Origin of the sequence: Pseudomonas sp. JBR1, from assembly GCF_028198185.1 — a bacterium.
Taxonomy (GTDB): Bacteria; Pseudomonadota; Gammaproteobacteria; order Pseudomonadales; family Pseudomonadaceae; genus Chryseomonas; species Chryseomonas oryzihabitans_E.
Window position 1 is genome coordinate 2,935,706 of the sequence record NZ_CP116340.1, and the last position, 20,242, is coordinate 2,955,947.

Annotated in this window: 15 protein-coding genes, 2 tRNA genes and 1 pseudogene; 3 read left to right on the forward strand and 15 right to left on the reverse strand. The window is 65.4% G+C overall.

Going from position 1 to position 20,242, the window contains the following annotated elements:
- Positions 1-108 precede the first annotated feature (108 nt).
- Positions 109-2,376: a YgiQ family radical SAM protein gene (locus tag PJ259_RS13565; protein WP_271653200.1), complete on the reverse strand. Its 2,268-nt coding sequence runs from the start codon at positions 2,374-2,376 to the stop codon at positions 109-111.
- A gap of 608 nt (positions 2,377-2,984) precedes the next feature.
- On the opposite strand from PJ259_RS13565, the gene PJ259_RS13570 reads away from it, so the two are divergent.
- The gene (locus PJ259_RS13570; RefSeq protein WP_271653201.1) at positions 2,985-4,361 is read left to right on the forward strand and encodes an amino acid permease; all 1,377 of its coding nucleotides are present in this window, start codon (positions 2,985-2,987) and stop codon (positions 4,359-4,361) included.
- Positions 4,362-4,484: 123 nt separating this feature from the next.
- Here the strand turns inward: PJ259_RS13570 and PJ259_RS13575 are convergent, their stop codons facing one another.
- The 10 genes from PJ259_RS13575 to rnr all read right to left on the reverse strand — a co-directional run bounded on the left by PJ259_RS13575 (position 4,485) and on the right by rnr (position 14,939).
- Positions 4,485-5,966, reverse strand: a complete 1,482-nt coding sequence (locus PJ259_RS13575) for a glucosyltransferase domain-containing protein (protein ID WP_271653202.1) — start codon at positions 5,964-5,966, stop codon at positions 4,485-4,487.
- 80 nt (positions 5,967-6,046) lie between these two features.
- Complete coding sequence (locus tag PJ259_RS13580) at positions 6,047-7,063, reverse strand: D-alanine--D-alanine ligase (protein ID WP_333909681.1); 1,017 nt, start codon at positions 7,061-7,063, stop codon at positions 6,047-6,049.
- The gene (dnaB, locus tag PJ259_RS13585; protein ID WP_017642919.1) at positions 7,063-8,457 is read right to left on the reverse strand and encodes a replicative DNA helicase; all 1,395 of its coding nucleotides are present in this window, start codon (positions 8,455-8,457) and stop codon (positions 7,063-7,065) included. The genes PJ259_RS13580 and dnaB overlap by 1 nt, the downstream gene beginning before the upstream one ends.
- A 150-nt stretch (positions 8,458-8,607) precedes the next feature.
- A complete protein-coding gene (gene rplI / locus PJ259_RS13590) occupies positions 8,608-9,054 on the reverse strand; it encodes a 50S ribosomal protein L9 (protein ID WP_059231672.1) in 447 nt (148 codons plus the stop codon).
- Positions 9,055-9,074: 20 nt separating this feature from the next.
- A complete protein-coding gene (locus tag PJ259_RS13595) occupies positions 9,075-9,965 on the reverse strand; it encodes a hypothetical protein (protein WP_271653204.1) in 891 nt (296 codons plus the stop codon).
- 35 nt (positions 9,966-10,000) lie between these two features.
- On the reverse strand, positions 10,001-10,231 hold the full coding sequence (gene rpsR, locus PJ259_RS13600) for a 30S ribosomal protein S18 (protein ID WP_059316384.1): 231 nt from the start codon (positions 10,229-10,231) through the stop codon (positions 10,001-10,003).
- A gap of 26 nt (positions 10,232-10,257) precedes the next feature.
- A complete protein-coding gene (gene rpsF / locus PJ259_RS13605) occupies positions 10,258-10,674 on the reverse strand; it encodes a 30S ribosomal protein S6 (protein ID WP_007161146.1) in 417 nt (138 codons plus the stop codon).
- A 182-nt stretch (positions 10,675-10,856) separates the two neighbouring features.
- Positions 10,857-11,231 (reverse strand): response regulator, encoded by a 375-nt coding sequence (locus PJ259_RS13610; protein WP_007161147.1) that lies wholly within the window; start codon positions 11,229-11,231, stop codon positions 10,857-10,859.
- Between the two features lie 133 nt (positions 11,232-11,364).
- A complete protein-coding gene (rlmB, locus tag PJ259_RS13615; protein WP_059316385.1) occupies positions 11,365-12,114 on the reverse strand; it encodes a 23S rRNA (guanosine(2251)-2'-O)-methyltransferase RlmB in 750 nt (249 codons plus the stop codon).
- Positions 12,111-14,939: a ribonuclease R gene (rnr, locus tag PJ259_RS13620; protein ID WP_271653205.1), complete on the reverse strand. Its 2,829-nt coding sequence runs from the start codon at positions 14,937-14,939 to the stop codon at positions 12,111-12,113. The genes rlmB and rnr overlap by 4 nt, the downstream gene beginning before the upstream one ends.
- Before the next feature lie 209 nt (positions 14,940-15,148).
- Between rnr and PJ259_RS13625 the strand changes: the two genes are divergently transcribed.
- Together PJ259_RS13625 and PJ259_RS13630 are read left to right on the forward strand one after the other, a co-directional pair.
- Positions 15,149-15,235: transfer RNA gene (locus PJ259_RS13625), tRNA-Leu, on the forward strand.
- 112 nt (positions 15,236-15,347) lie between these two features.
- Positions 15,348-15,434: transfer RNA gene (locus PJ259_RS13630), tRNA-Leu, on the forward strand.
- A gap of 88 nt (positions 15,435-15,522) precedes the next feature.
- On the opposite strand, the gene PJ259_RS22960 is transcribed toward PJ259_RS13630, so the two are convergent.
- From PJ259_RS22960 to PJ259_RS13645, 4 genes and pseudogenes are all read right to left on the reverse strand, one after another.
- Positions 15,523-16,194 carry a methyl-accepting chemotaxis protein gene (locus tag PJ259_RS22960; RefSeq protein WP_420480527.1) on the reverse strand — a complete coding sequence of 224 codons (672 nt, stop codon included), beginning with the start codon at positions 16,192-16,194 and terminating at the stop codon, positions 15,523-15,525.
- Positions 16,195-16,380: 186 nt separating this feature from the next.
- A pseudogene (locus tag PJ259_RS22965) lies at positions 16,381-17,643 on the reverse strand (HAMP domain-containing protein); the annotation flags it as partial.
- 12 nt (positions 17,644-17,655) lie between these two features.
- Entirely contained in the window at positions 17,656-18,951 is a 1,296-nt protein-coding gene (locus PJ259_RS13640) for an adenylosuccinate synthase (RefSeq protein ID WP_271653207.1), read from the reverse strand.
- Positions 18,952-19,029: 78 nt separating this feature from the next.
- Positions 19,030-20,217 carry an ATP phosphoribosyltransferase regulatory subunit gene (locus PJ259_RS13645; RefSeq protein ID WP_271653208.1) on the reverse strand — a complete coding sequence of 396 codons (1,188 nt, stop codon included), beginning with the start codon at positions 20,215-20,217 and terminating at the stop codon, positions 19,030-19,032.
- Positions 20,218-20,242: the final 25 nt, after the last annotated feature.

Below are 20,242 nucleotides of genomic sequence, written 5' to 3' on the forward strand. Positions count from 1 at the left end.
AAACATTTATAGCGGCTTTGATCGCGGCCATGGGCCGCTCCTACAGAAGCATCACACCTCGTAGGAGCGACCGCTTCGGCGGACCGCCATGGCCGCGATCAAAGGATCTTACCGCGGCATATTCGGCTGGCGCCGCGACTTCTTGCGCGGACCGCCCTTGGCATAGCCGGCGGCCTGGCCTTCCTGGCCCTTGTCCCAGGCTTTGCTGCCGTCGCTGGCGCGAGGTGGCAGACCGGTATGCTGGGTGAGGATGCGGCCACCGCCCGTCCCGGTTTTCTTGCTGCCCACCGGGGTAGAGTTCTTGCGCCGGGCACTCTGGTAGCTGCCATCGCCCACCGGCTGGGTGGCCGGGATCAGCTGGTGCTTGCCGGGACCGATCAGGTCGGCGCGGCCCATCTCCTTGAGTGCCTCGCGCAGCATCGGCCAGCCCTTGGGATCGTGGTAGCGCAGGAAGGCCTTGTGCAGGCGGCGCTGCTGGTCGCTCTTGACGATGGTCACGCCGTCACTCTTGTAGGTGACCTTGCGCAGCGGATTCTTGCCCGAGTGGTACATGGCCGTGGCGGTGGCCATGGGCGAGGGATAGAAGGCCTGGACCTGATCCGCGCGGAAGCCGCTGCGCTTGAGCCACAGGGCGAGGTTCATCATGTCCTCGTCGGTGGTGCCCGGGTGCGCGGCGATGAAGTAGGGAATCAGGTACTGCTCCTTGCCCGCCTCCTTGGTGTACTTCTCGAACATCTGCTTGAAGCGGTCGTAGCTGCCGATCCCCGGCTTCATCATCTTGTCCAGCGGACCGCGCTCGGTGTGCTCGGGCGCGATCTTCAGGTAGCCGCCGACATGATGGGTGACCAGTTCCTTGACGTACTCGGGCGATTCCACGGCCAGGTCGTATCTCAGCCCCGAGGCGATCAGGATCTTCTTCACCCCCGGCAACGCCCGCGCCTTGCGGTACAGCTCGATCAGCGAGGAGTGATCGGTATTGAGGTTCTCGCAGATGCCGGGGAACACGCACGACGGCTTGCGGCAGTGACGCTCGATCTCCGGGTCCTTGCAGGCGATGCGGTACATGTTGGCGGTCGGCCCGCCAAGGTCCGAGACCACCCCGGTAAAGCCCGGCACCTTGTCACGCATCTCCTCGATCTCGCGGATGATCGAGTCGTGGGAACGATTCTGGATGATCCGCCCTTCGTGCTCGGTGATGGAGCAGAAGGTGCAGCCACCAAAGCAGCCGCGCATGATGTTCACCGAGAAGCGGATCATCTCGTAGGCCGGGATCTTTTCCTTGCCATAGGCCGGGTGCGGCACGCGCGCATAGGGCATGCCGAACACGTAGTCCATTTCCTCGGTGGTCATGGGGATGGGCGGCGGCGTGAACCAGACGTCCACGTCGCCATGCCGCTGCACCAGGGCGCGGGCGTTGCCCGGATTGGTTTCCAGGTGCAGCACGCGGTTGGCGTGGGCATAGAGCACCGGGTCGTTGCGCACCTTCTCGAAGGACGGCAGGCGGATCACCGTCTTCTCGCGGGTCATGCGCGGGCTTTCCAGCAGCTGCACCACCTTGGCTTCGTTGGGATCCTCGACCTCCCCCTTGGCCTGCTCGATGGCGCAGGCCTCGGTGTCCTGCGTGTTCACGTAGGGATTGATGATCTTGTCGACGCGGCCGGGACGGTCGATGCGGGTCGAGTCGACCTCGAACCAGCCGGCTGGGGTATCGCGGCGGACGAAGGCGGTGCCCCGCACATCGGTGATGGACTCGACGCGCTCGCCACGCGACAGCCGCTGGGCGATCTCGACCACCGCCCGCTCGGCGTTGCCATAGAGCAGGATGTCGGCGGTGGCGTCCATCAGGATCGAGCGGCGCACCTTGTCCTGCCAGTAGTCATAGTGGGCGATCCGGCGCAGCGAGGCCTCGATGCCGCCAAGCACGATCGGCACGTGGCTGTAGGCCTCCTTGCAGCGCTGGCTGTAGACCAGGCTGGCACGATCCGGACGCTTGCCGGCGACATTGCCCGGAGTATAGGCGTCGTCGGAGCGGATCTTCTTGTCCGCGGTGTAGCGGTTGATCATCGAGTCCATGTTGCCCGCGGCCACCCCGAAGAACAGATTCGGCTCGCCGAGCTTCATGAAGTCGTCCTTCGACTGCCAGTCCGGCTGGGCGATGATGCCCACGCGGAAGCCCTGGGCCTCCAGCAGCCGGCCGATGATGGCCATGCCAAAGGACGGATGATCGACGTAGGCGTCCCCGGTGACGATGATGATGTCGCAGCTGTCCCAGCCGAGTTGGTCCATCTCCGCCCGACTTATGGGCAGGAAAGGCGCCGGACCAAAGCACTCGGCCCAGTATTTCGGATAGTCGAACAGCGGCGTGGCGGCTTGCATGGCAGCTTCCGGGAAAGGGGTGTTTTTGGGAGGGCGCGAAGAATAGCACAAAAAATGACCAGTTCAGCCCCCGGACATCGATTGCCTTCGGCTATCGAGCGGCTGCCTTGGCCCTGCCCTCACCCCAGCCCTCTCCCCGCGGGAGAGGGAGCAAAAGCCCCCGGTGTACCTGCTTTCTCCCTCACTCATTGGGAGAGGCCCGGGGTGAGGGACGCTCACCGGCAATGCCCTTCCGCCGTAGGGTGGACAACGGCGCAGCCTTGTCCAGGCGCTACCTCCCGTGATAGCGAGGACGAAGGACACTCCGCAACAATCCTCCCACCGAAGCACGCTCTTCCCCCTCTCCCCCTGGGAGAGGGCCAGGGTGTGGGGCAATACACTTCCGCCGTAGGGTGGACAACGGCGCAGCCTTGTCCACGCGCTATCTCCCTTGATAGCGAGGACGAAGGACACTCCGCAACAGCCCCCCTACCGAAGCACGCTCTTCCCCCTCTCCCCCTGGGAGAGGGCCGGGGTGAGGGTCCCCTGGGCACCAGGACCAGGCCCCTGGCGACAGGAGTGCTACCATAGCCACCCGCTCCCTCTCTGCCACCGAGACACCCCCGTCCATGTCCCAGCCCCAACCCGCCGCCGGCCAGTTGCAGCGCGGCCTGAAGAATCGTCATATCCAGCTGATCGCCCTCGGCGGGGCCATCGGCACCGGCCTGTTCCTCGGCTCGGCCGGGGTACTCAAGTCGGCCGGACCGGCGATGATCCTCGGCTACGCCATCGCCGGCTTCATCGCCTTCCTGATCATGCGCCAGCTCGGCGAGATGATCGTCGAGGAGCCCGTGGCCGGCTCCTTCAGCCACTTCGCCAGTCGCTACTGGGGCCGCTTCCCGGGCTTTCTCTCCGGCTGGAACTACTGGGTACTTTATGTGCTGGTGGGCATGTCCGAACTCACCGCGGTGGGCAAGTACGTTCAGTACTGGTGGCCCGAGGTGCCGACCTGGGCCAGCGCCCTGGTGTTCTTCGTGCTGGTCAACATGATCAACCTGTTCAACGTGAAGGCCTTCGGCGAGACCGAATTCTGGTTCGCGCTGATCAAGGTGGTCGCCATCCTCGGCATGATGGCCTTCGGCCTCTGGCTGCTGATCAGCGGTAGTGGCGGGCCCGAGGCCTCGGTGAGCAATCTCTGGAGCCATGGCGGCTTCCTGCCCAATGGCTGGAGCGGCCTGTTCGCCGTGCTGGCGATCATCATGTTTTCCTTTGGCGGCCTGGAGCTGGTGGGCATCACCGCCGCCGAAGCCGACCAGCCGCGCACCGTGATTCCCAAGGCCATCAACCAGGTGGTCTGGCGCATCCTGATCTTCTACGTCGGCGCCCTGACCATCCTGCTGTCGCTGCACCCCTGGGACGAGCTGGTGCACAGCATCGGCGCCGGCGGTGACGACTATGCCGGCAGTCCCTTCGTGCAGACCTTCGCCCTGCTCGGCAGCGACACCGCCGCGCACCTGCTCAACTTCGTGGTGCTGACCGCGGCCCTGTCGGTCTACAACAGTGGCGTCTACTGCACCAGCCGCATGCTCTACGGCCTGGCCGAACAGGGCGATGCCCCGCGCGCCCTGCTGCGCACCAATCGCCAGGGCGTGCCCCTGCTGGGCATCGCCGTGTCCTCGGCGGTGACCCTGCTCTGCGTGGTGGTCAACTACCTGCTGCCGCAGAATGCCCTGGAGCTGCTGATGTCGCTGGTGGTGGCCTCGCTGGTGATCGCCTGGGCGCTGATCAGCCTGACCCACCTGAAATTCCGCGCCGCCCAGCGCCAGGCCGGCCGCCAATCGCACTTCCCGGCCTTCTGGTCACCGGTGGTCAACTGGCTGTGCCTGGCCTTCGTCGGCATGATCCTGGTGCTGATGCTGCGCATCCCCGGCATCGCCGTGTCGGTCTATGCCATCCCGGTCTGGCTGGCCTTCCTGTTCCTCTGCTACAAGCTGCGCCGGGGCTGATCGCCCTCGCCCCCGTAGGTTGGGCTGAGACGGCTCCTTCGTCGAAGCCCAACAGTCCGCGCACGACCTGACAATGTTGGGCTTCGCTGCGCTCTGCCCAACCTACCCCTCAAGACCACCCCCCTACTCGAACGGCACCCAGGGCCGTTGCGGCTTCATGATAATGCAGCCGTCCTCGCCCACCGCCCAGATGTCATAGAAACGATTGTCCACCAGTCGCGTGGCGGCGCCGGGCACGGCCACGCGTTGGCTGCAGCTGTCGCTGTCGGCATCGTCGATCACGCCCAGGTCCAGCAGCCGCTCGGCGATCATGAAATTGCCTGGCGACAGGCCGAGGATGAAGGGCAAGGCCGGCAATTGCTCGAAGGTCTTCTGCGCCAGCGGCAACCAGGCCACTTCCAGCGGACCACCGGTCCAGAGCATGCGTTTGAGCGGCCGCAGCTCCGGACGACTGCTGAGGTCATGGTGCAGCTCCTGGACGAAACCGCGCTCGAAGCTCTTCTGCGCCGAGAGCACCTGCCCATAGGCATAGGCCAGCGACAGCATCCACAGCACCGGCAGCACCAGCAGCCAGGTCAGCCGAGGATGAAGGCGCCCCAGCAGTTCGTGGGCCAGCAACAGCGCCAGGGTCAGGATTACCGCCAGACCCATCAGGGTCCGGGCTTCGAGGATGAAGTCGCTGAACAGCAGGGTGATGCCGGCCACGCAGAAGGCCAGCACCGGCAGGGTCGCGCCATACAGCAGCAGGGGTAGCAACGCCCGCCGTCCGTAGGCCCGGGCATAGGCCAGGGCGCCCAGGCCGTAGCCAATCATGGCCAGGCCACCGAACAGCCACCACAGCCAGAGGTTGCCCAGGGTGATCAGCAGGCCAACGCTGTGCAGCACCTCGCCCAGCCGGTGCCAGAGCTCGGGCAGCACCTGGCCGCCCACACCGGCATGCCGGGTGGTCGCCATCAGCTGGTAGGCGGTGAGGTAGTAGAGCCCACAGCCCAGCAGCAGCTGCAGGCCCTGGCGCACGACCAGGCGCAGAGCCTGCTCAGGCGCTTCACGGCGCTGCACGACGCGGATCAGCTCCAGGCAGCAGAGGCCGATGAAGACATTGAGTGCCACCTGGTAGAAGGCGATGGCCGCCGCCAGCAGCGCCGCCGGCACCAGCAGGGCCAGCGCCGTATGGCGACTGCGAAAGATCACCGCGTAGATCACCGCCACCAGACTCAGGGCCATGGTCGGGCCATCGTACTGGTAGGTCAGATTGCCCAGCCAGAACGGCGAGAACCACAGCGGCAGGAGAGCCAGACACTGGGTCGGTCGCGGCGCGCCGAAGCAGTGCCGTGCGAGATCGGCCAGCGCCCAGGCCGCCGCGGCGCAGGCGATCAGCAGCGGCAGGGGAAACAGATTGAGGGTGCTGCCACTGAAGGTCAGCAGCCGATAGAAGACCTCGGTGAGCACCCGCCCCTGCTGGCGCCATTCAGGCCCGTTCTGCAACTGGATACGCCAGTTGTCATCGACATAGGGAAAGTCGACCAGGATGAAGGGCAGGACGAACAGCAGCAACGCAGAGAAGAACAATGCCCGGGTCTGCACCGGGGTCAGCGTCTGGGGCATGGCGGCGGATCCGAATCCGGCTTCGACACGGGACGCAGCCGCCACCACCCGAAGCGATAGCGGCGCCGGCTGCGGAAGGATTAGTCCTGCAGGGCCAGCCGGCAGATCCGCTCGCAGAGCTCGTCGAAGTCGATGCCCATGGCCGCGGCCGATTGCGGCAGCAGGCTGGTAGCGGTCATCCCCGGCAGGGTGTTGACCTCCAGGCACCACAGCTGTCCTTCAGCGTCCAGGCGGAAGTCGGCGCGGCTGTAGCCATGGAGCTTGAGCGCCCGGTGCGCGGCCAGGGCCAGCCGGCGCGCTTCCTCGGCGATTTCGGTCGAGACCTCGGCCGGAAACACTTCCACCGCGCCCTTGGGCTGGTACTTGCTGGTGTAGTCGAACACCCCGCTCTGGCCGAGGACGATCTCGCCCACCGCCAGCGGCTGGTCGCCCAGCACGCCCACGGTCAGCTCGCGACCGGCGACGAAACGCTCGATCATCACCTCGCGGTCATAGCGCAGCGCCAGCTCGATGGCGGGCTGCAGGTCCTCGGCACGGCTGACCTTGCTCAGACCCACGGTGGAGCCCTGCTGGCTGGGTTTGACGATCACCGGAAAGCCCAGGGTCGCGGCCACGGTCGCGGCGTCCACGGGCGCCATCAGCCAATCGGCGGTGGGTACCCCGGCAGCACGGAACAGCCGCTTGCTGAGGTCCTTGTCCATGGCCACGGCGCTGCCCACCCGACCACTGCCCGTGTAGCGCAGCTCGGCCAGGTCGAGCAGGGTCTGCAGGGTGCCGTTCTCGCCGGTCCCACCGTGCAGGGCGAGGAACAGCAGATCCTGGTCGCCCAGCTGGGCGCGGCTGAGCACCGCACCGGCATCCTGGCCGCGCATCCGCACCAGCGCGGTCCGCTCCGGCGGTTCGAGGCCGACGCGGGCTTCCAGCAGCGCCCGCTCGGCATCTTCGTCGAGCAGACCCAGGGCGGTGTCCACGGTCACCACCTGGTGCCCGCGCCGGCGCAGGGCCGCCACCACCTGGGCACCGCTGGCGATGGACACGTCGCGTTCTTCGCTGGTGCCACCGAGCAGGACCGCGATCTTCAGCTTGTCCTTGACCATCATTCGTCCTCGAAAACGTAGCTGCCGGGCGCGAGATTCTCGAACCGGGTGTATTTGCCGATAAAGGCCAGCCGCGTGGTACCGATCGGGCCGTTACGCTGCTTGCCGATGATGATTTCCGCCACGCCCTTGTACTCGGTCTCCGGGTGATACACCTCGTCCCGGTAGACGAACATGATGACGTCGGCGTCCTGCTCGATGGCGCCCGATTCACGCAAGTCGGAGTTCACCGGCCGCTTGTTCGGCCGTTGCTCCAGCGAGCGGTTGAGCTGGGAAAGGGCCACCACCGGGCAGTTGAATTCCTTGGCCAGGCCCTTGAGCGAGCGGGAGATCTCGGAGATCTCGTTGGTACGGTTCTCGCCGCTGCTGCCGCCGATCTGCATCAGCTGCAGGTAGTCCACCATGATCAAGGCCAGGTCGCCGTGCTCGCGCACCAGGCGACGGGTCCGGGCGCGCATTTCCGAAGGACTGATGCCGGCGGTATCGTCGATGAACAGCTTGCGGTCGTTGAGCAGGTTGACCGCCGAGGTCAGTCGTGGCCAGTCATCATCGTCCAGCTTGCCGGAACGCACCTTGGTCTGGTCGATGCGACCGAGGGACGACAGCATCCGCAGCACGATGGAGTCGGCGGGCATCTCCAGGGAGAACACCAGCACCGCCTTGTCGGTGCGCAATACCGCGTTCTCCACCAGGTTCATGGCGAAAGTGGTCTTGCCCATCGACGGGCGTCCGGCAACGATGATCAGGTCCGCTGGCTGCAGGCCGCTGGTCTTCTCGTCCAGGTCGGCGAAGCCGGTGGAGACGCCAGTGATGGCATCGCTGGAGTTGAACAGGGTATCGATGCGGTCGATGGCCTTGGTCAGGATGTCGTTGACCCCGATCGGACCACCGGATTTCGGCCGCGCCTCGGCGATCTCGAAGATCTTGCGCTCGGCTTCGTCGAGCAGCTCGTTGGCCCCGCGCCCTTCCGGGTTGTAGGCACTGTCAGCGATATCGGCGCTGATGCCGATCAGCTGCCGCAGGGTGGCCCGCTCGCGCACGATCTGTGCGTAGGCCTTGATGTTGGCCACCGAGGGGGTGTTCTTGGCCAGCTCGGCCAGATAGGCCAGGCCGCCTACCTGGGGCAGCTGGCCTTCGTTGTCCAGCTGTTCGGACAGGGTCACCACGTCGAACGGCTGGTTGCGCTCGGCCAGACGGGCCACGGCGCGGAAAATGAGGCGGTGGTCGTGGCGATAGAAGTCGCCATCGGATACCTGATCGAGCACACGCTCCCAGGCATTGTTGTCCAGCATCAGACCACCCAGTACCGCTTGCTCGGCCTCGATGGAATGCGGCGGAACCTTGAGGGCAGCGGTCTGCAGATCGTACTGCTCGGGCAGGGAAATCTCGTTCATGCGCAGGTCTTGGGCCCCCATTGCGGGCGGCGAAATGATTTTTCGGACGGCATAAAAGACAAAGGGCACGTCACTGCCTTGGCAATGACGTGCCCGATTGTCGACAGACCGGCGCCGGGGCGCAAGTCCGCCAGTCAGGCGACGGCGCGCTTATTCAGCGACGACGACGACCTTGACGGTGGCTTCGACGTCGGTGTGCAGGTGCACTTCGACATCGTATTCGCCGGTGTTGCGCAGCGCGCCGTTGGGCAGGCGAACTTCGCTCTTGTCCAGCTCGACGCCAGCGGCGCTGACGGCTTCGGCGATGTCGCGGGTGCCGATGGAACCGAACAGCTTGCCTTCGTCGCCGGAGTTGGCGGCGATGGTCACGGTCAGTTCAGCCAGCTTGGCGGCACGAGCGTCGGCCTGGGCCTTCTTCTCGGCAGCCTGCTTTTCGAGCTCGGCGCGACGAGCTTCGAAAGCCTCGACGTTGGCAGCGGTAGCTGCGGTGGCCTTGCCCTGCGGCAGCAGGAAGTTACGAGCGTAACCGCCCTTGACGTTCACTTTATCGCCCAGGTTGCCCAGGTTGGCGATCTTTTCCAGCAGGATGACATCCATTGAGTCTTTCCTCTTAACTTTTAACCTTCACCGTCCGCGGGCCCCTGCGGCTCTTGCGCAGACCGCCCACGAAAATCTAACACGCTATCGATCACAGCCAGAATCACCAACAACGGATAGATCAACTGCCCAAACAGCAACAGCGTCACGTACAGCCCCACCAGCCAGAAACCCGCCAGGCGCTTGGCCGCCACCAGCCCGTGTAGCAGGGCGATGCCGGCGAAGGCCAGCGGCACGCTGCACAACGGGGTCAGCAGGCCAAGCCCGCTGCCCAGGTTCGGCGCCAGCACCAGCAGGGCCAACAGGCCGAGCGCGATGGCCGGACGCAGACGCAGCACGCGAAACTCGCGGCCGAACCCCTTGGGGTTGTACAGCGCCGCCTGCCAGTAGCGCCCCAACATCAGGCACAGCAGGCAGGTGATCTGGAAGAACGCCGCCATCAGACCGGTCAGCACGGGCAGCAGCAACTGCTGCAACTGCGCCTGCTTTTCCGGCGGCAACTGCGCCGCGCTCGGGCCCAACACCTGGGGCAGCAACCGGCGGATTTCCTCCGCCAGCTGCGCGATGCCCTCGGCATAGACCTGTCCCAGCACCAGGGCGAAGACCAACCCCAGAGGGACGCTGGCCAGTAGCACCCGCGTCCAGGACAGGCTCTGGCGCAATACCGCCGCCAGAAGCGTCGAACCCAGCAACACCAGCACGATGCTGGCATCACCCAGATACAGCCAGAACAGCGCTGGCAGCAGGGCCCAGACCAGCACCCCGGCCGCCGCGGCAGGTCCCCGGCGCAACAGCACCAGGCTGCCACCGGCAGCGGTCATCCAGTACAGCAGCGGCACGACTGCACCCAGCACCACCACGAGGGTGGCCTGAGTACGGCCGCGCATGATGAACTCAGCCAGAGGCCGCATGCCGTGTTTATCCGTTATTCGTGATCAGGCGTCGATCAACGACCGTGGCTGTCGGTGTAGGGCAGCAGGGCCAGGTAACGGGCACGCTTGATGGCGGCGCCCAGCTGACGCTGGTACTTGGCCTTGGTGCCAGTGATACGGCTCGGGACGATCTTGCCGGTTTCGGAGACGTAGGCTTTCAGGGTGTTGAGATCCTTGTAGTCGATCTCTTTCACGCCTTCGGCGGTGAAACGGCAGAACTTACGACGACGGAAGAAACGTGCCATGACAATGATTCCTCGCTAGATCCAGATTACTCGGCGCTGTCGGCGTCGTCGGAGTTGCCTTCGGCGGACTCGGACTCGGACTCGGCAGGACGCTCGCGACGCTCGCGACGCTCGTTGCGGTTTTCTTCGGCCTTGAGCATCTCGGATTGACCGGTGACGGCCTCGTCACGGCGCAGGATCATGTTACGGATCACGGCGTCGTTGTAGCGGAAGTTGTCTTCCAGCTCGGCCAGGGCCTTGGCGCTGCACTCGATGTTCATGAGTACATAGTGAGCCTTGTGAACGTTGTCGATGGCGTAAGCCAGCTGACGACGGCCCCAGTCTTCCAGACGATGGACTTTGCCACCGTCTTCTTCGATAGCCTTGGTGTAGCGCTCGACCATGCCGCCCACCTGTTCGCTCTGGTCCGGATGAACCAGGAACACGACTTCGTAATGACGCATTTAATGCTCCTTACGGGTTGCAGCCTGCCGCGGAAACGCGGTCAGACAAGGAGTGAATAGTTCGGATGACTTGCCCAGCGGAATGCGGACGCACTCCGGGCAAGGGGCAACATTCTAGAGAAGGGCGCCGAGAGGCGCAACCGCAGGCATGACCGGCGCGACCGCCGGGCAGCCACTGGCACTCAGCGTTGCACGTCGGCCAGGGCTTGGCGGATCTTGTTCAGATCATAGGGCTTGATCAGCACCCCGACCCGCGCTTCCATGCCTGGTTCGCGCTCGAAGGCATAACCCGAGGCGACGACGATGCGCAGCGTCGGATCCATCGCCAGGGCGCGCCGGGTCAATTCGATCCCGGACATGCCGCCCAGCCCGATGTCGGTGAACAGCACATCGTGTTCACGTTGCGGCAGCAACTCCAGGGCAGCTTCCGCCGAGGCGACGGCCGTGACCTGATGGTCCAGCTCCTCGATGACTTCCGTGGTCAGCATGCGCAACGTGGCATCGTCTTCGACAAGCAGCACTCGCAAGCCTACCGGCTCTTGGATCTCCTGACTCACGCGGGCATCCTCTTGTTGACAGGCCTCGCCCCGGGGTTTCCCGAGGCGAGCCCGATATTCTGCGCACTGCAGCGCGTTTCGTATAGTCCGACACGCGCCGCGCAGGTGCCCAGACGTTTCCTCATGTTCATCGTCAGGAGGCTTTGGTACGCCGCTGACGCACGGCCTCGAACAGGCAGACACCGGTCGCGACCGAGACATTGAGGCTGCTGACACTGCCTGCCATCGGCAAACGAGCCAGATGATCGCAATGTTCGCGGGTCAGCCGACGCATGCCCTTGCCCTCGGCACCCATGACCACGACCGTTGGTCCGCTCATGTCCACCTCATAGATCTCCTGGGTCGCCTCACCGGCGGTCCCAACGATCCACAGGCCGCGCTTCTGCAGCTTTTCCAGGGTACGTGCCAGGTTGGTGACGGCCACCAGCGGCAATACCTCGGCAGCACCACAGGCCACCTTGCGCACCACCGCGGTCAGGGTGGCGGACTTGTCCTTGGGCACGATCACCGCCAGGGCCCCGGCGGCATCGGCACTGCGCAGGCAGGCACCGAGGTTGTGCGGATCGGTGACGCCATCGAGTACCAGCAGCAGCGGCGGACCTTCGGCCCGGTCGAGCAATTCCTCGAGCATGGCCTCGCCCCAGACCTGGCTGGGACTGACCTGGGCCACCACGCCCTGGTGCACGCCCTCGGCCAGCTCATCGAGCAGCGCCCGCGGCTTGGTTTCCACCGCCAGGCGCTGACCGGCGGCTAGCTCCAGCAGGGCTTCGACTCGCGGTTCGCGCCGCCCTTCGGCGATCCAGAGTTGCTTCACCCGCCGCGGATGGAAGCGCAGCAGCGCTTCCACGGCGTGGATACCGTAGACGGTTTCCAGCTGGCTCATGCGTCATCCTTGGGGCGCGACTGACCCTTGCGATGAGGCTTCTTGGCCTTGGTCCTGCTCTTGGCCGCGGCCTGAGCCTGGCCTTCGGCCTTGGGCTTGGCCGCGGATTTCTTCTTGGCGGCAGCGGCCTTGGACTTCTTGACCTTGGCCTCCACCGCGGCAGCGCCTTCGGCGGCGGCATCCTGTGCCTGGCGCCCTGCCGGAGCCGTACGCGCCTTGGCCGTGGCACTGGCCGTGCCCTTGCCAGCCTTACCCTTATCAGCCTTGCCCTGGGTACCGGCCTTGCCCTGGGCCGTGGTCTTGCCCTGGGTACCGGCCTTGCTCTGACCGCTGGACTTGCCCTTGGCCTTGGGCTTGCCGCCCTCGACCTTGGCTTCCGCCAGCAGCGCTTGCTTCACCGCGCGACTGCGCTTGACATCGGTATTGCCCAGCAGCTTGTCGGCCTGCTCCAGCAGTTCCGGCGATACCGAGGTAGCCGGTGCTTCTGGCGTCGGGGCGACGGCCTGCGCTTCCGCTGGTGCCTCGCGGCGGCGACCGCGACTGTCACGCTTGCGACGCGGCTCGCGCTCTTCCCGCACACGCGGCGCCCCGGCACTGGCCGGCAGCACGAAGTCGATCTTGCGCTCGTCCAGGTCGACGCGAGCCACCACCACCTCGAGGGGATCACCCAGGCGATAGCTGCGGCCACTGCGCTCGCCGGAGAGGCGATGGTGAACGCTGTCGAAGTGGTAGTAGTCGTCGGGCAGCGCGGTGACGTGCACCAGGCCCTCGACGAAGACCTCGGACAGCTCGACGAACAGGCCGAAACCAGTCACCGCGGTGATGACGCCGGCATAGGTTTCGCCAACGCGATCCTTCATGAACTCGCACTTGAGCCAGTTGGAGACGTCCCGCGTGGCTTCGTCGGCGCGGCGCTCGGTCATGGAGCACTGCTCACCGAGCTGATCCAGGCGCAATTCGTCGTAGGGATAGATGCGCGCCTTGGCCATGCTCGTCGCGCCTGCGCGCTTGACGTGCTTGGTCTCCAGCTTGGAGCGGATCACGCTGCGGATCGCCCGATGCACCAGCAGATCCGGATAGCGCCGGATCGGCGAGGTGAAATGGGTATAGGCCTCGTAGTTGAGACCGAAGTGACCGTTGTTGTCCGGGCTGTAGACCGCCTGGCTCAGCGATCTGAGCATCACCGTCTGGATCAGCCGGAAGTCCGGCCGCTCGCGGATCTGCTGGAGCAGCGCCTGGTAGTCCGACGGCACCGGGTTGGCCTTGCCCTTGGTCAGGGACAGCCCCATCTCGCCGAGGAACTGGCGCAGATTGGTCTGCTTTTCCAGGGGCGGCGCGTCATGCACCCGGTACAGGGCCGGCACCTTGTGCTTCTCGAGGAATTTCGCAGTGGCCACGTTGGCGCACAGCATGCATTCCTCGATCAGCTTGTGGGCATCGTTGCGCTGGGTCGGGCGGATCTCGGAAATCTTGCGGTCGGCGCCAAAGACGATGCGGGTGTCCTGAGTGTCGAAATCGATGGCACCGCGTACGTGACGGGCAGCCAGCAGCACCTTGTACAGGCTGTAGAGCTGCTCCAGGTGCGGCACCACCTCGCCGAGCTGCTTGCGCAACTGCTTGCCTTCGGTCGACTTGGGCTGCTCCAGCACCGCCGAAACCTTGTTGTAGGTCAGGCGCGCGTGGGAGTGGATGACCGCTTCGTAGAACTGGTAGCCGGTCATGCGCCCGGAGGCGGCGATGGTCATCTCGCAGACCATGGCCAGGCGATCCACCTGGGGATTGAGCGAGCAAAGGCCGTTGGACAGGGCTTCCGGCAGCATGGGGATAACCCGCTCGGGGAAATACACCGAGTTGCCGCGCTTCTCCGCCTCGGCGTCCAGCGCCGAACCGACCTTGACGTAGTGGGAGACGTCGGCGATGGCGACGTATAGCCGCCAGCCACCCGACTTCTTGGCCTCGGCGTAGACGGCATCATCGAAGTCGCGAGCGTCTTCGCCATCGATGGTCACGAAGGGCAGCTGACGTAGGTCGATGCGCTTCTGCTTGTCCTTCTCCTCGACCTCGGGCTTGAGCTTGGCGGCTTCCTTTTCGACGGCCTTGGGCCATTCGTTGGGGATGTCGTAGCTGCGCAGCGCCACCTCGATCTCCATGCCGGGCGCCATGTAGTCGCCGAGGATCTCGATCACCTCGCCCTGGGCCTGACGGAAGGTGGTGGGCCATTCGTCGATACGCACCTGCACGAACTGACCATGAGCGGCGCCGCCGTGCTTGCCTTCGGGCACCAGTACCTGCTGACCGATCTTGGGATTGTCCGGCACCACGTAGGCCAGGCCGCTCTCCTGGAAGAAGCGACCGACTAGGGATTCGTGCGCCCGGGTGACCACCTCGACCAGGCCACCTTCGCGGCGACCGCGACGATCATGGCCGGCGACCCGCGCCAGGGCGATGTCGCCATCGAACACCAGGCGCATCTGCGACGGGCTGAGGAAGAGGTCGTCGCTGCCGTCGTCGGGGATCAGGAAGCCGAAGCCATCGCGATGGCCGGCGATGCGTCCGCGCACCAGGTCCAGCTTGTCGATGGGCGCATAGGCGCCACGGCGGGTATAGATCACCTGGCCATCGCGCTCCATGGCACGCATGCGGCGCCGCAGGGCTTCGAGCTGGTCCTCGGTGACGAGGCCGAATTCCTCGGCCAGTTGAGGCCGTGTGGCCGGAGCGCCGCGATCGGCGAGATGAGCCAGAATGAGTTCGCGACTCGGAATGGGGTTATCGTACTTTTCCGCTTCCCGGGCGGCCTCGGGATCGAGGGATTGCCAATCGGCCATCAGTCTGGGGTTACCTTCTAAGTCTAGGTTCGGTAGGAGCTGCCATGGAGCCTATTGAAACGTGAAAACAGCGCAATAGTTAGCCTGGCATGCTCAATAAAATATTTTTCACAGCAGGGGTTTACAAGCAAACGCCCCCTGAGTAAAGTGCCGCCCCACGACGCCGTGAGCAATCACGACGCCGGAGATGAGCAATCATCGCCTTGAGTGCCCAGGTGGCGGAATTGGTAGACGCACTAGGTTCAGGTCCTAGCGGTGGCAACACCGTGGAAGTTCGAGTCTTCTCCTGGGCACCACTCATTATAGTCGATCGATTTGCAGATCGGTCGACGAAAAGCCGGCGCTAGCCGGTTTTTTAATCCTGAAACCCGCAAGGGTGACAGGAAGCGATCAGAAGTCGCACTGCAGGCCCAGGTGGCGGAATTGGTAGACGCACTAGGTTCAGGTCCTAGCGGTGGCAACACCGTGGAAGTTCGAGTCTTCTCCTGGGCACCAATACCAAGCGGACGATCCCTGATCGGACGCAACAGAAAAACCGGCTTCGGCCGGTTTTTTCTTGCCCGCGAAAAGGCGCGGGCCTCCCCTACGCCTTGAATTGCCCCAGACTGCCGCGCAGCTGCGCAGCCAGTTCCGCCAGGGTACGACTGCTGTCCGCAGTAGCCGCCACCGACTCGGCTGCACGCAGCGCCTCACCATGGATGATCTCGACTCGCTGCCGCACCGCTGCGGCACCCGCCGCCTGGCGCTGGGCGGCCTGGGCAGCCGTGCTCATGCTGGCATGTACCTGATCCACTGCGCGATGGACATCCTGCTGGATGCGCTTGCTGTCGCGCAGCACGGCCAACCCGCTGCTGGCCTGCTGCCGCGCCTCGCCTATGGCGGCGACGGCCTCGCGCGCCCCTTCCTGCAGTCCGGCGATGTGCGTCCGGATGCTGCCGGTGGATTCCTGGGTCTTGCTGGCCAGCGCCCGCACCTCGTCGGCAACCACCGCGAAGCCACGGCCGCTCTCGCCGGCTCTGGCCGCCTCAATGGCCGCATTGAGCGCCAGCAGATTGGTCTGCTCGGCGATCCCGCGGATCACGTCCAGCACCACCTCGATCTGCTCGCTTTGCGCGGCCAGCCGCTCGATCACCTGGGCACCCGATTCGACCTGGGTCACCAGCCCCTCGATACCTTCGGCCACCTCGGTGGCGATCCGGGCATTGCTCTGCGCAGAGCTGCGGATGGCTTCCACCTGCTGCAACGCGCCCTGCATGGCCAGGCTTTCGCCCTCGGCCTCCGCGGCGATGCCGGACAAGGCCTCCAGGCTGCGGGCCACCTCTTCGCGCTGACGCAGCGCTGCCGCTTCGGCGGTGGCGCTGCTGCCGGCCAGGCCACGAATTTCCTCGCCGGTACGTGCGGCGACGCCATGGGCCTCGCCCACCAGCGGCTGCAATTTGGCCAGGAAGCGATCGACCGCTCCACCCAACGCCTGGATCTCATCGCCCTGCCCCAGCTGCAGGCGGCGGGTCAGATCCCCCTCCCCGGCCGCCAGATCGTCCAGCGCCCGCTGCAGCACGCCGATCCGGCGCAGCACCCGCCGACCCAGCACCAGCGCCACGGCCACGACCATCAGCACGCCAACCACGATCAGCCCCAGGGCGATCTGCCAGCGCAGCGCGCCCGCCAGGGCGGCGACCGTCTCACCGGCATTGCGACTCATGGCCAGGGCGGCCTGACGGGTACCTTCCAGACGCGTCGCCAGAGTCGCGGCACTGCCATTGGCGGCTGCCGTCACGCTACTGGAGACCAGACCGCCGGCGTCGTCGACCAGGGTCTTGAAACTCTGGTCCAGGGCCGCGCCAGTACGCTCGATGACCTGGGTGGAAAAGCCCACCACCACCTTGCCGATTTCCACGCCGTTGGGACTGATGGAGGCATCCACGCGATAGACCGACGGATCCCGGGTCGCGGCATCCAGCACCTTGGCCAGGGCGCCCTCGCCCTGCCCCATGGCGAGCAGGCGCGCCACGCGCTCATCTTGACGATTGAGATAACGAGTCAGATTCTGGCCCTGGGCATCCTGGAAGACCACGAACAGCACCTCGGGATTGCCCTGCGCCCGGCGCGCCAGGTCGGACAGCGCCGGCACATCGGCATCCCACATCGCCTTGGGCGCCACACCCGCCAGCAACTCGGCCAGATTCTGCGCATTGCTCTTGAGGGTAGCGGTCAGGGTTTCACCCACCTGCTGCCGCTCGCGCGCCAGGCGTTGCGCAAGCCCCTCGGCCAGCCGCGTGCGGGTCTGCCCGGCCAGCTCGGCAAGACTGCCATCCACCTCGCCTCCGGCCTGGCGCAGGGTATCGGCGAGCTGCTCGGATTCACCGGACAGGCGCGCAGCCAGACCGGACTGCAGGCCCTTCACCGCATCCTGGGTCAGCCATAGCGCCAGGCCCACCTGGAGAACGACGGCGAGCAACAGACTTATGAATACCGGCAGCAACAGACGACTGCGCAGCAGCGACAAGAGAAACGACATGGGGGTCTCCAGCGGCGAGGGACATTTACAGGCTGTCGGCCAACTCGAGAAGAGCTGGAGCCGCAGCGATAAATAGCCATAGCAATATGCTGGCCATTTCGGACCAGCGGCCGTCCCCGACCTACCAGCGTCTCTCGCACCCCGAAAACAGAAAAGCCCCGCGGGGCGGGGCTTTTCAGGCTGCATCCTTTTAGCGCATCAGGCGAAAGGATGGCGCAGCACGATGGTTTCCTTGCGATCCGGACCGGTCGAGACAATGTCGATCGGCGCCTCGACCAGCTCGGCGATGCGGCGGATGTAGGCCTGGGCATTGGCCGGCAGCGCCTCGAGGCTCTGGGCGCCTACGGTGGATTCGCTCCAGCCCGGCATGTCTTCATAGACCGGCTGCAGACCGATGTAGCTGTCGGCGTCGGTGGGCGCCTCGGTCAGCAGGTTGCCGGAAGCGTCCTTGTAGCCGGTGCAGATGCGCACGGTTTCCAGGCCATCGAGCACGTCCAGCTTGGTCAGGCACAGGCCGGAAATGCTGTTGATCTCGATGGAGCGACGCAGGATGACGGCGTCGAACCAGCCGCAACGGCGCGGACGGCCGGTAACGGAACCGAATTCATGCCCCTGCTTGGCCAGGTAGGCACCGGTCTCGTCGAACAGCTCGGTCGGGAAGGGACCGGAGCCGACGCGGGTGGTGTAGGCCTTGGTGATGCCGAGGATGTAGTCCAGGTACAGCGGACCCACGCCGGAACCGGTCGCCACGCCACCAGCGGTGGTGTTGGAACTGGTGACGAAGGGATAGGTGCCGTGGTCGATGTCCAGCAGGGTGCCCTGGGCGCCTTCGAACATCAGGTTCTCACCGGCCTTGCGCAGCTCGTGCAGGCGGCTGACGACGTCCATGACCAGCGGCTGCATGACCTTGGCGTGCTCCATGGCCTCGTCGTAGGTCTTCTGGAAATCCACCGGCGGCTCGTTGAAGTAGTTCTGCAGGACGAAATTGTGGTAGTCCAGCACTTCCTTGAGCTTGACGGCGAAACGCTCCGGGTGGAACAGGTCGCCGACGCGCAGACCGCGACGGGCGATCTTGTCTTCGTAGGCCGGACCGATGCCGCGACCGGTGGTGCCGATCTTGGCTTCGCCGCGGGCCTTCTCGCGGGCCTGATCCAGGGCCACGTGATAGGGCAGGATCAGCGAGCAGGCCGAGCTGATGCGCAGGCGCTCGCGCACCGGTACGCCACGGGCTTCCAGCTCACCGACTTCCTTGAACAGGGCTTCCGGCGAGAGCACCACGCCATTGCCGATCAGGCACTGGGTGTCGGCGCGCAGGATGCCCGAGGGAATCAGCCGCAGGATGGTCTTCTGACCATCGATGACCAGCGTGTGGCCGGCGTTGTGGCCGCCCTGATAACGCACCACGGCAGCGGCCTGGTCGGTCAGCAGGTCCACGATCTTGCCCTTGCCCTCATCACCCCACTGGGTGCCCAGGACGACGACGTTCTTACCCATAACCTTATCCCCTGTCAGGAAGATTTCTGTCGGCCAGGCCGACGATGCTCACGTTCACCCGGATGCCAGATCCGGTGTTTAGGAATTCAAGGGCACCACGACCCAGACGCCCTGCTGCTCGACCAGACGGCGATCGCAGCCCGAACTGTGCAGCTGGTCCTCGTCGTCATGGCCGGTAGCCTGAACCACCCGCTCGCCCGCGGCACGCAATTCACGCACGGCCTGCCAGAGCACCGGCGCATGGCCTGCTGGCGCCCAGATGCCGCGGCGCGGCTCGTCCAGCACGGCGGTGCCCAACTCGACGAGGGTCTTCAGGTCGGTGGAGAAGCCGGTAGCGGGCCGCGAACGACCGAAGTCGGCGCCGATGTTGTCATAGCGCCCGCCCTGGGCGATGGATTGCCCGGTGCCAGGCACGAAGGCGGCAAAGACCACGCCGGTGTGATAGTGATAGCCACGCAGCTCGCCCAGATCGAAATACAGCGGCACGCCCGGGAAACGACCCTTTAGCGATTCGGCCAGAGCGATCAGTTCGTCCAGCGACTGCAGGACGCCTGCGGGCGCACCCGTCAGCCGCTGGCGCGCCTGGCCGAGCACCGCGGCATCGCCGCTGAGCTCAGCCAGGGCACGCAGCCAGCCGCGCTCGGCGGCGGGCAACTCGGCGGTCAGCTCGGCGATCTCGTCCACCGCCTTGCGCTGCAGGGCATCGAACAACTGCTGCTCGCTGGCGCCGGAAACACCGGCTGCCTGGCACAGGCCGCGATAGATCCCCACATGCCCTAGATCCATGTGGACGTCAGGCACCTGGGCCTGCTCGAGCACGTCGAGCATCAGGCTGATGACCTCGAGATCGCCCTCGCTGCCGGGCACGCCATAGAGCTCGGCGCCAACCTGGATCGGACTGCGCGAGGTGGACAGTGCCCGCGGACGGGTATGCAGCACGCTGCCGGCATAGCACAGCCGGCTAGGGCCGCTCTGTTTGAGGCTATGGGCTTCCATGCGCGTCACCTGGGGCGTGATGTCGGAGCGAAAGCCCATGAGGCGACCGGAATTGGGATCGGTCACCTTGAAGGTGCGCAGCTCCAGCTCCTTGGCCGCACCGGTGAGCAGCGATTCCAGGAATTCCAGGTGCGGGGTGATGACGAACTCATAGCCCCAGCAATGGAACAGTTCCAGTACCCGGCGACGAGCACCCTCGATGCGCGCCGCGTCGGGCGGCAGGATTTCCTCGATACCGTCAGGCAGCAGCCAGCGGTCTACCGTAGCCATTAGGCCTCTTCTCCATGTCATGGAT

What these genes read in the sequence shown, in the direction of transcription:
- PJ259_RS22960 (WP_420480527.1), bottom strand. Translation starts at nt 16,194, where the DNA reads ATGCAGGGCGCGTTGCAGCAGGTGGAAGCCATCCGCAGCTCTGCGCAG.
- PJ259_RS13640 (WP_271653207.1), bottom strand. Translation starts at nt 18,951, where the DNA reads ATGGGTAAGAACGTCGTCGTCCTGGGCACCCAGTGGGGTGATGAGGGC.
- PJ259_RS13565 (WP_271653200.1), bottom strand. Translation starts at nt 2,376, where the DNA reads ATGCAAGCCGCCACGCCGCTGTTCGACTATCCGAAATACTGGGCCGAG.
- PJ259_RS13580 (WP_333909681.1), bottom strand. Translation starts at nt 7,063, where the DNA reads ATGGTCAAGGACAAGCTGAAGATCGCGGTCCTGCTCGGTGGCACCAGC.
- rpsR (WP_059316384.1), bottom strand. Translation starts at nt 10,231, where the DNA reads ATGGCACGTTTCTTCCGTCGTCGTAAGTTCTGCCGTTTCACCGCCGAA.
- dnaB (WP_017642919.1), bottom strand. Translation starts at nt 8,457, where the DNA reads ATGAACGAGATTTCCCTGCCCGAGCAGTACGATCTGCAGACCGCTGCC.
- rplI (WP_059231672.1), bottom strand. Translation starts at nt 9,054, where the DNA reads ATGGATGTCATCCTGCTGGAAAAGATCGCCAACCTGGGCAACCTGGGC.
- PJ259_RS13570 (WP_271653201.1), top strand. Translation starts at nt 2,985, where the DNA reads ATGTCCCAGCCCCAACCCGCCGCCGGCCAGTTGCAGCGCGGCCTGAAG.
- rpsF (WP_007161146.1), bottom strand. Translation starts at nt 10,674, where the DNA reads ATGCGTCATTACGAAGTCGTGTTCCTGGTTCATCCGGACCAGAGCGAA.
- PJ259_RS13575 (WP_271653202.1), bottom strand. Translation starts at nt 5,966, where the DNA reads ATGCCCCAGACGCTGACCCCGGTGCAGACCCGGGCATTGTTCTTCTCT.
- rnr (WP_271653205.1), bottom strand. Translation starts at nt 14,939, where the DNA reads ATGGCCGATTGGCAATCCCTCGATCCCGAGGCCGCCCGGGAAGCGGAA.
- rlmB (WP_059316385.1), bottom strand. Translation starts at nt 12,114, where the DNA reads ATGAGCCAGCTGGAAACCGTCTACGGTATCCACGCCGTGGAAGCGCTG.
- PJ259_RS13595 (WP_271653204.1), bottom strand. Translation starts at nt 9,965, where the DNA reads ATGCGGCCTCTGGCTGAGTTCATCATGCGCGGCCGTACTCAGGCCACC.
- PJ259_RS13645 (WP_271653208.1), bottom strand. Translation starts at nt 20,217, where the DNA reads ATGGCTACGGTAGACCGCTGGCTGCTGCCTGACGGTATCGAGGAAATC.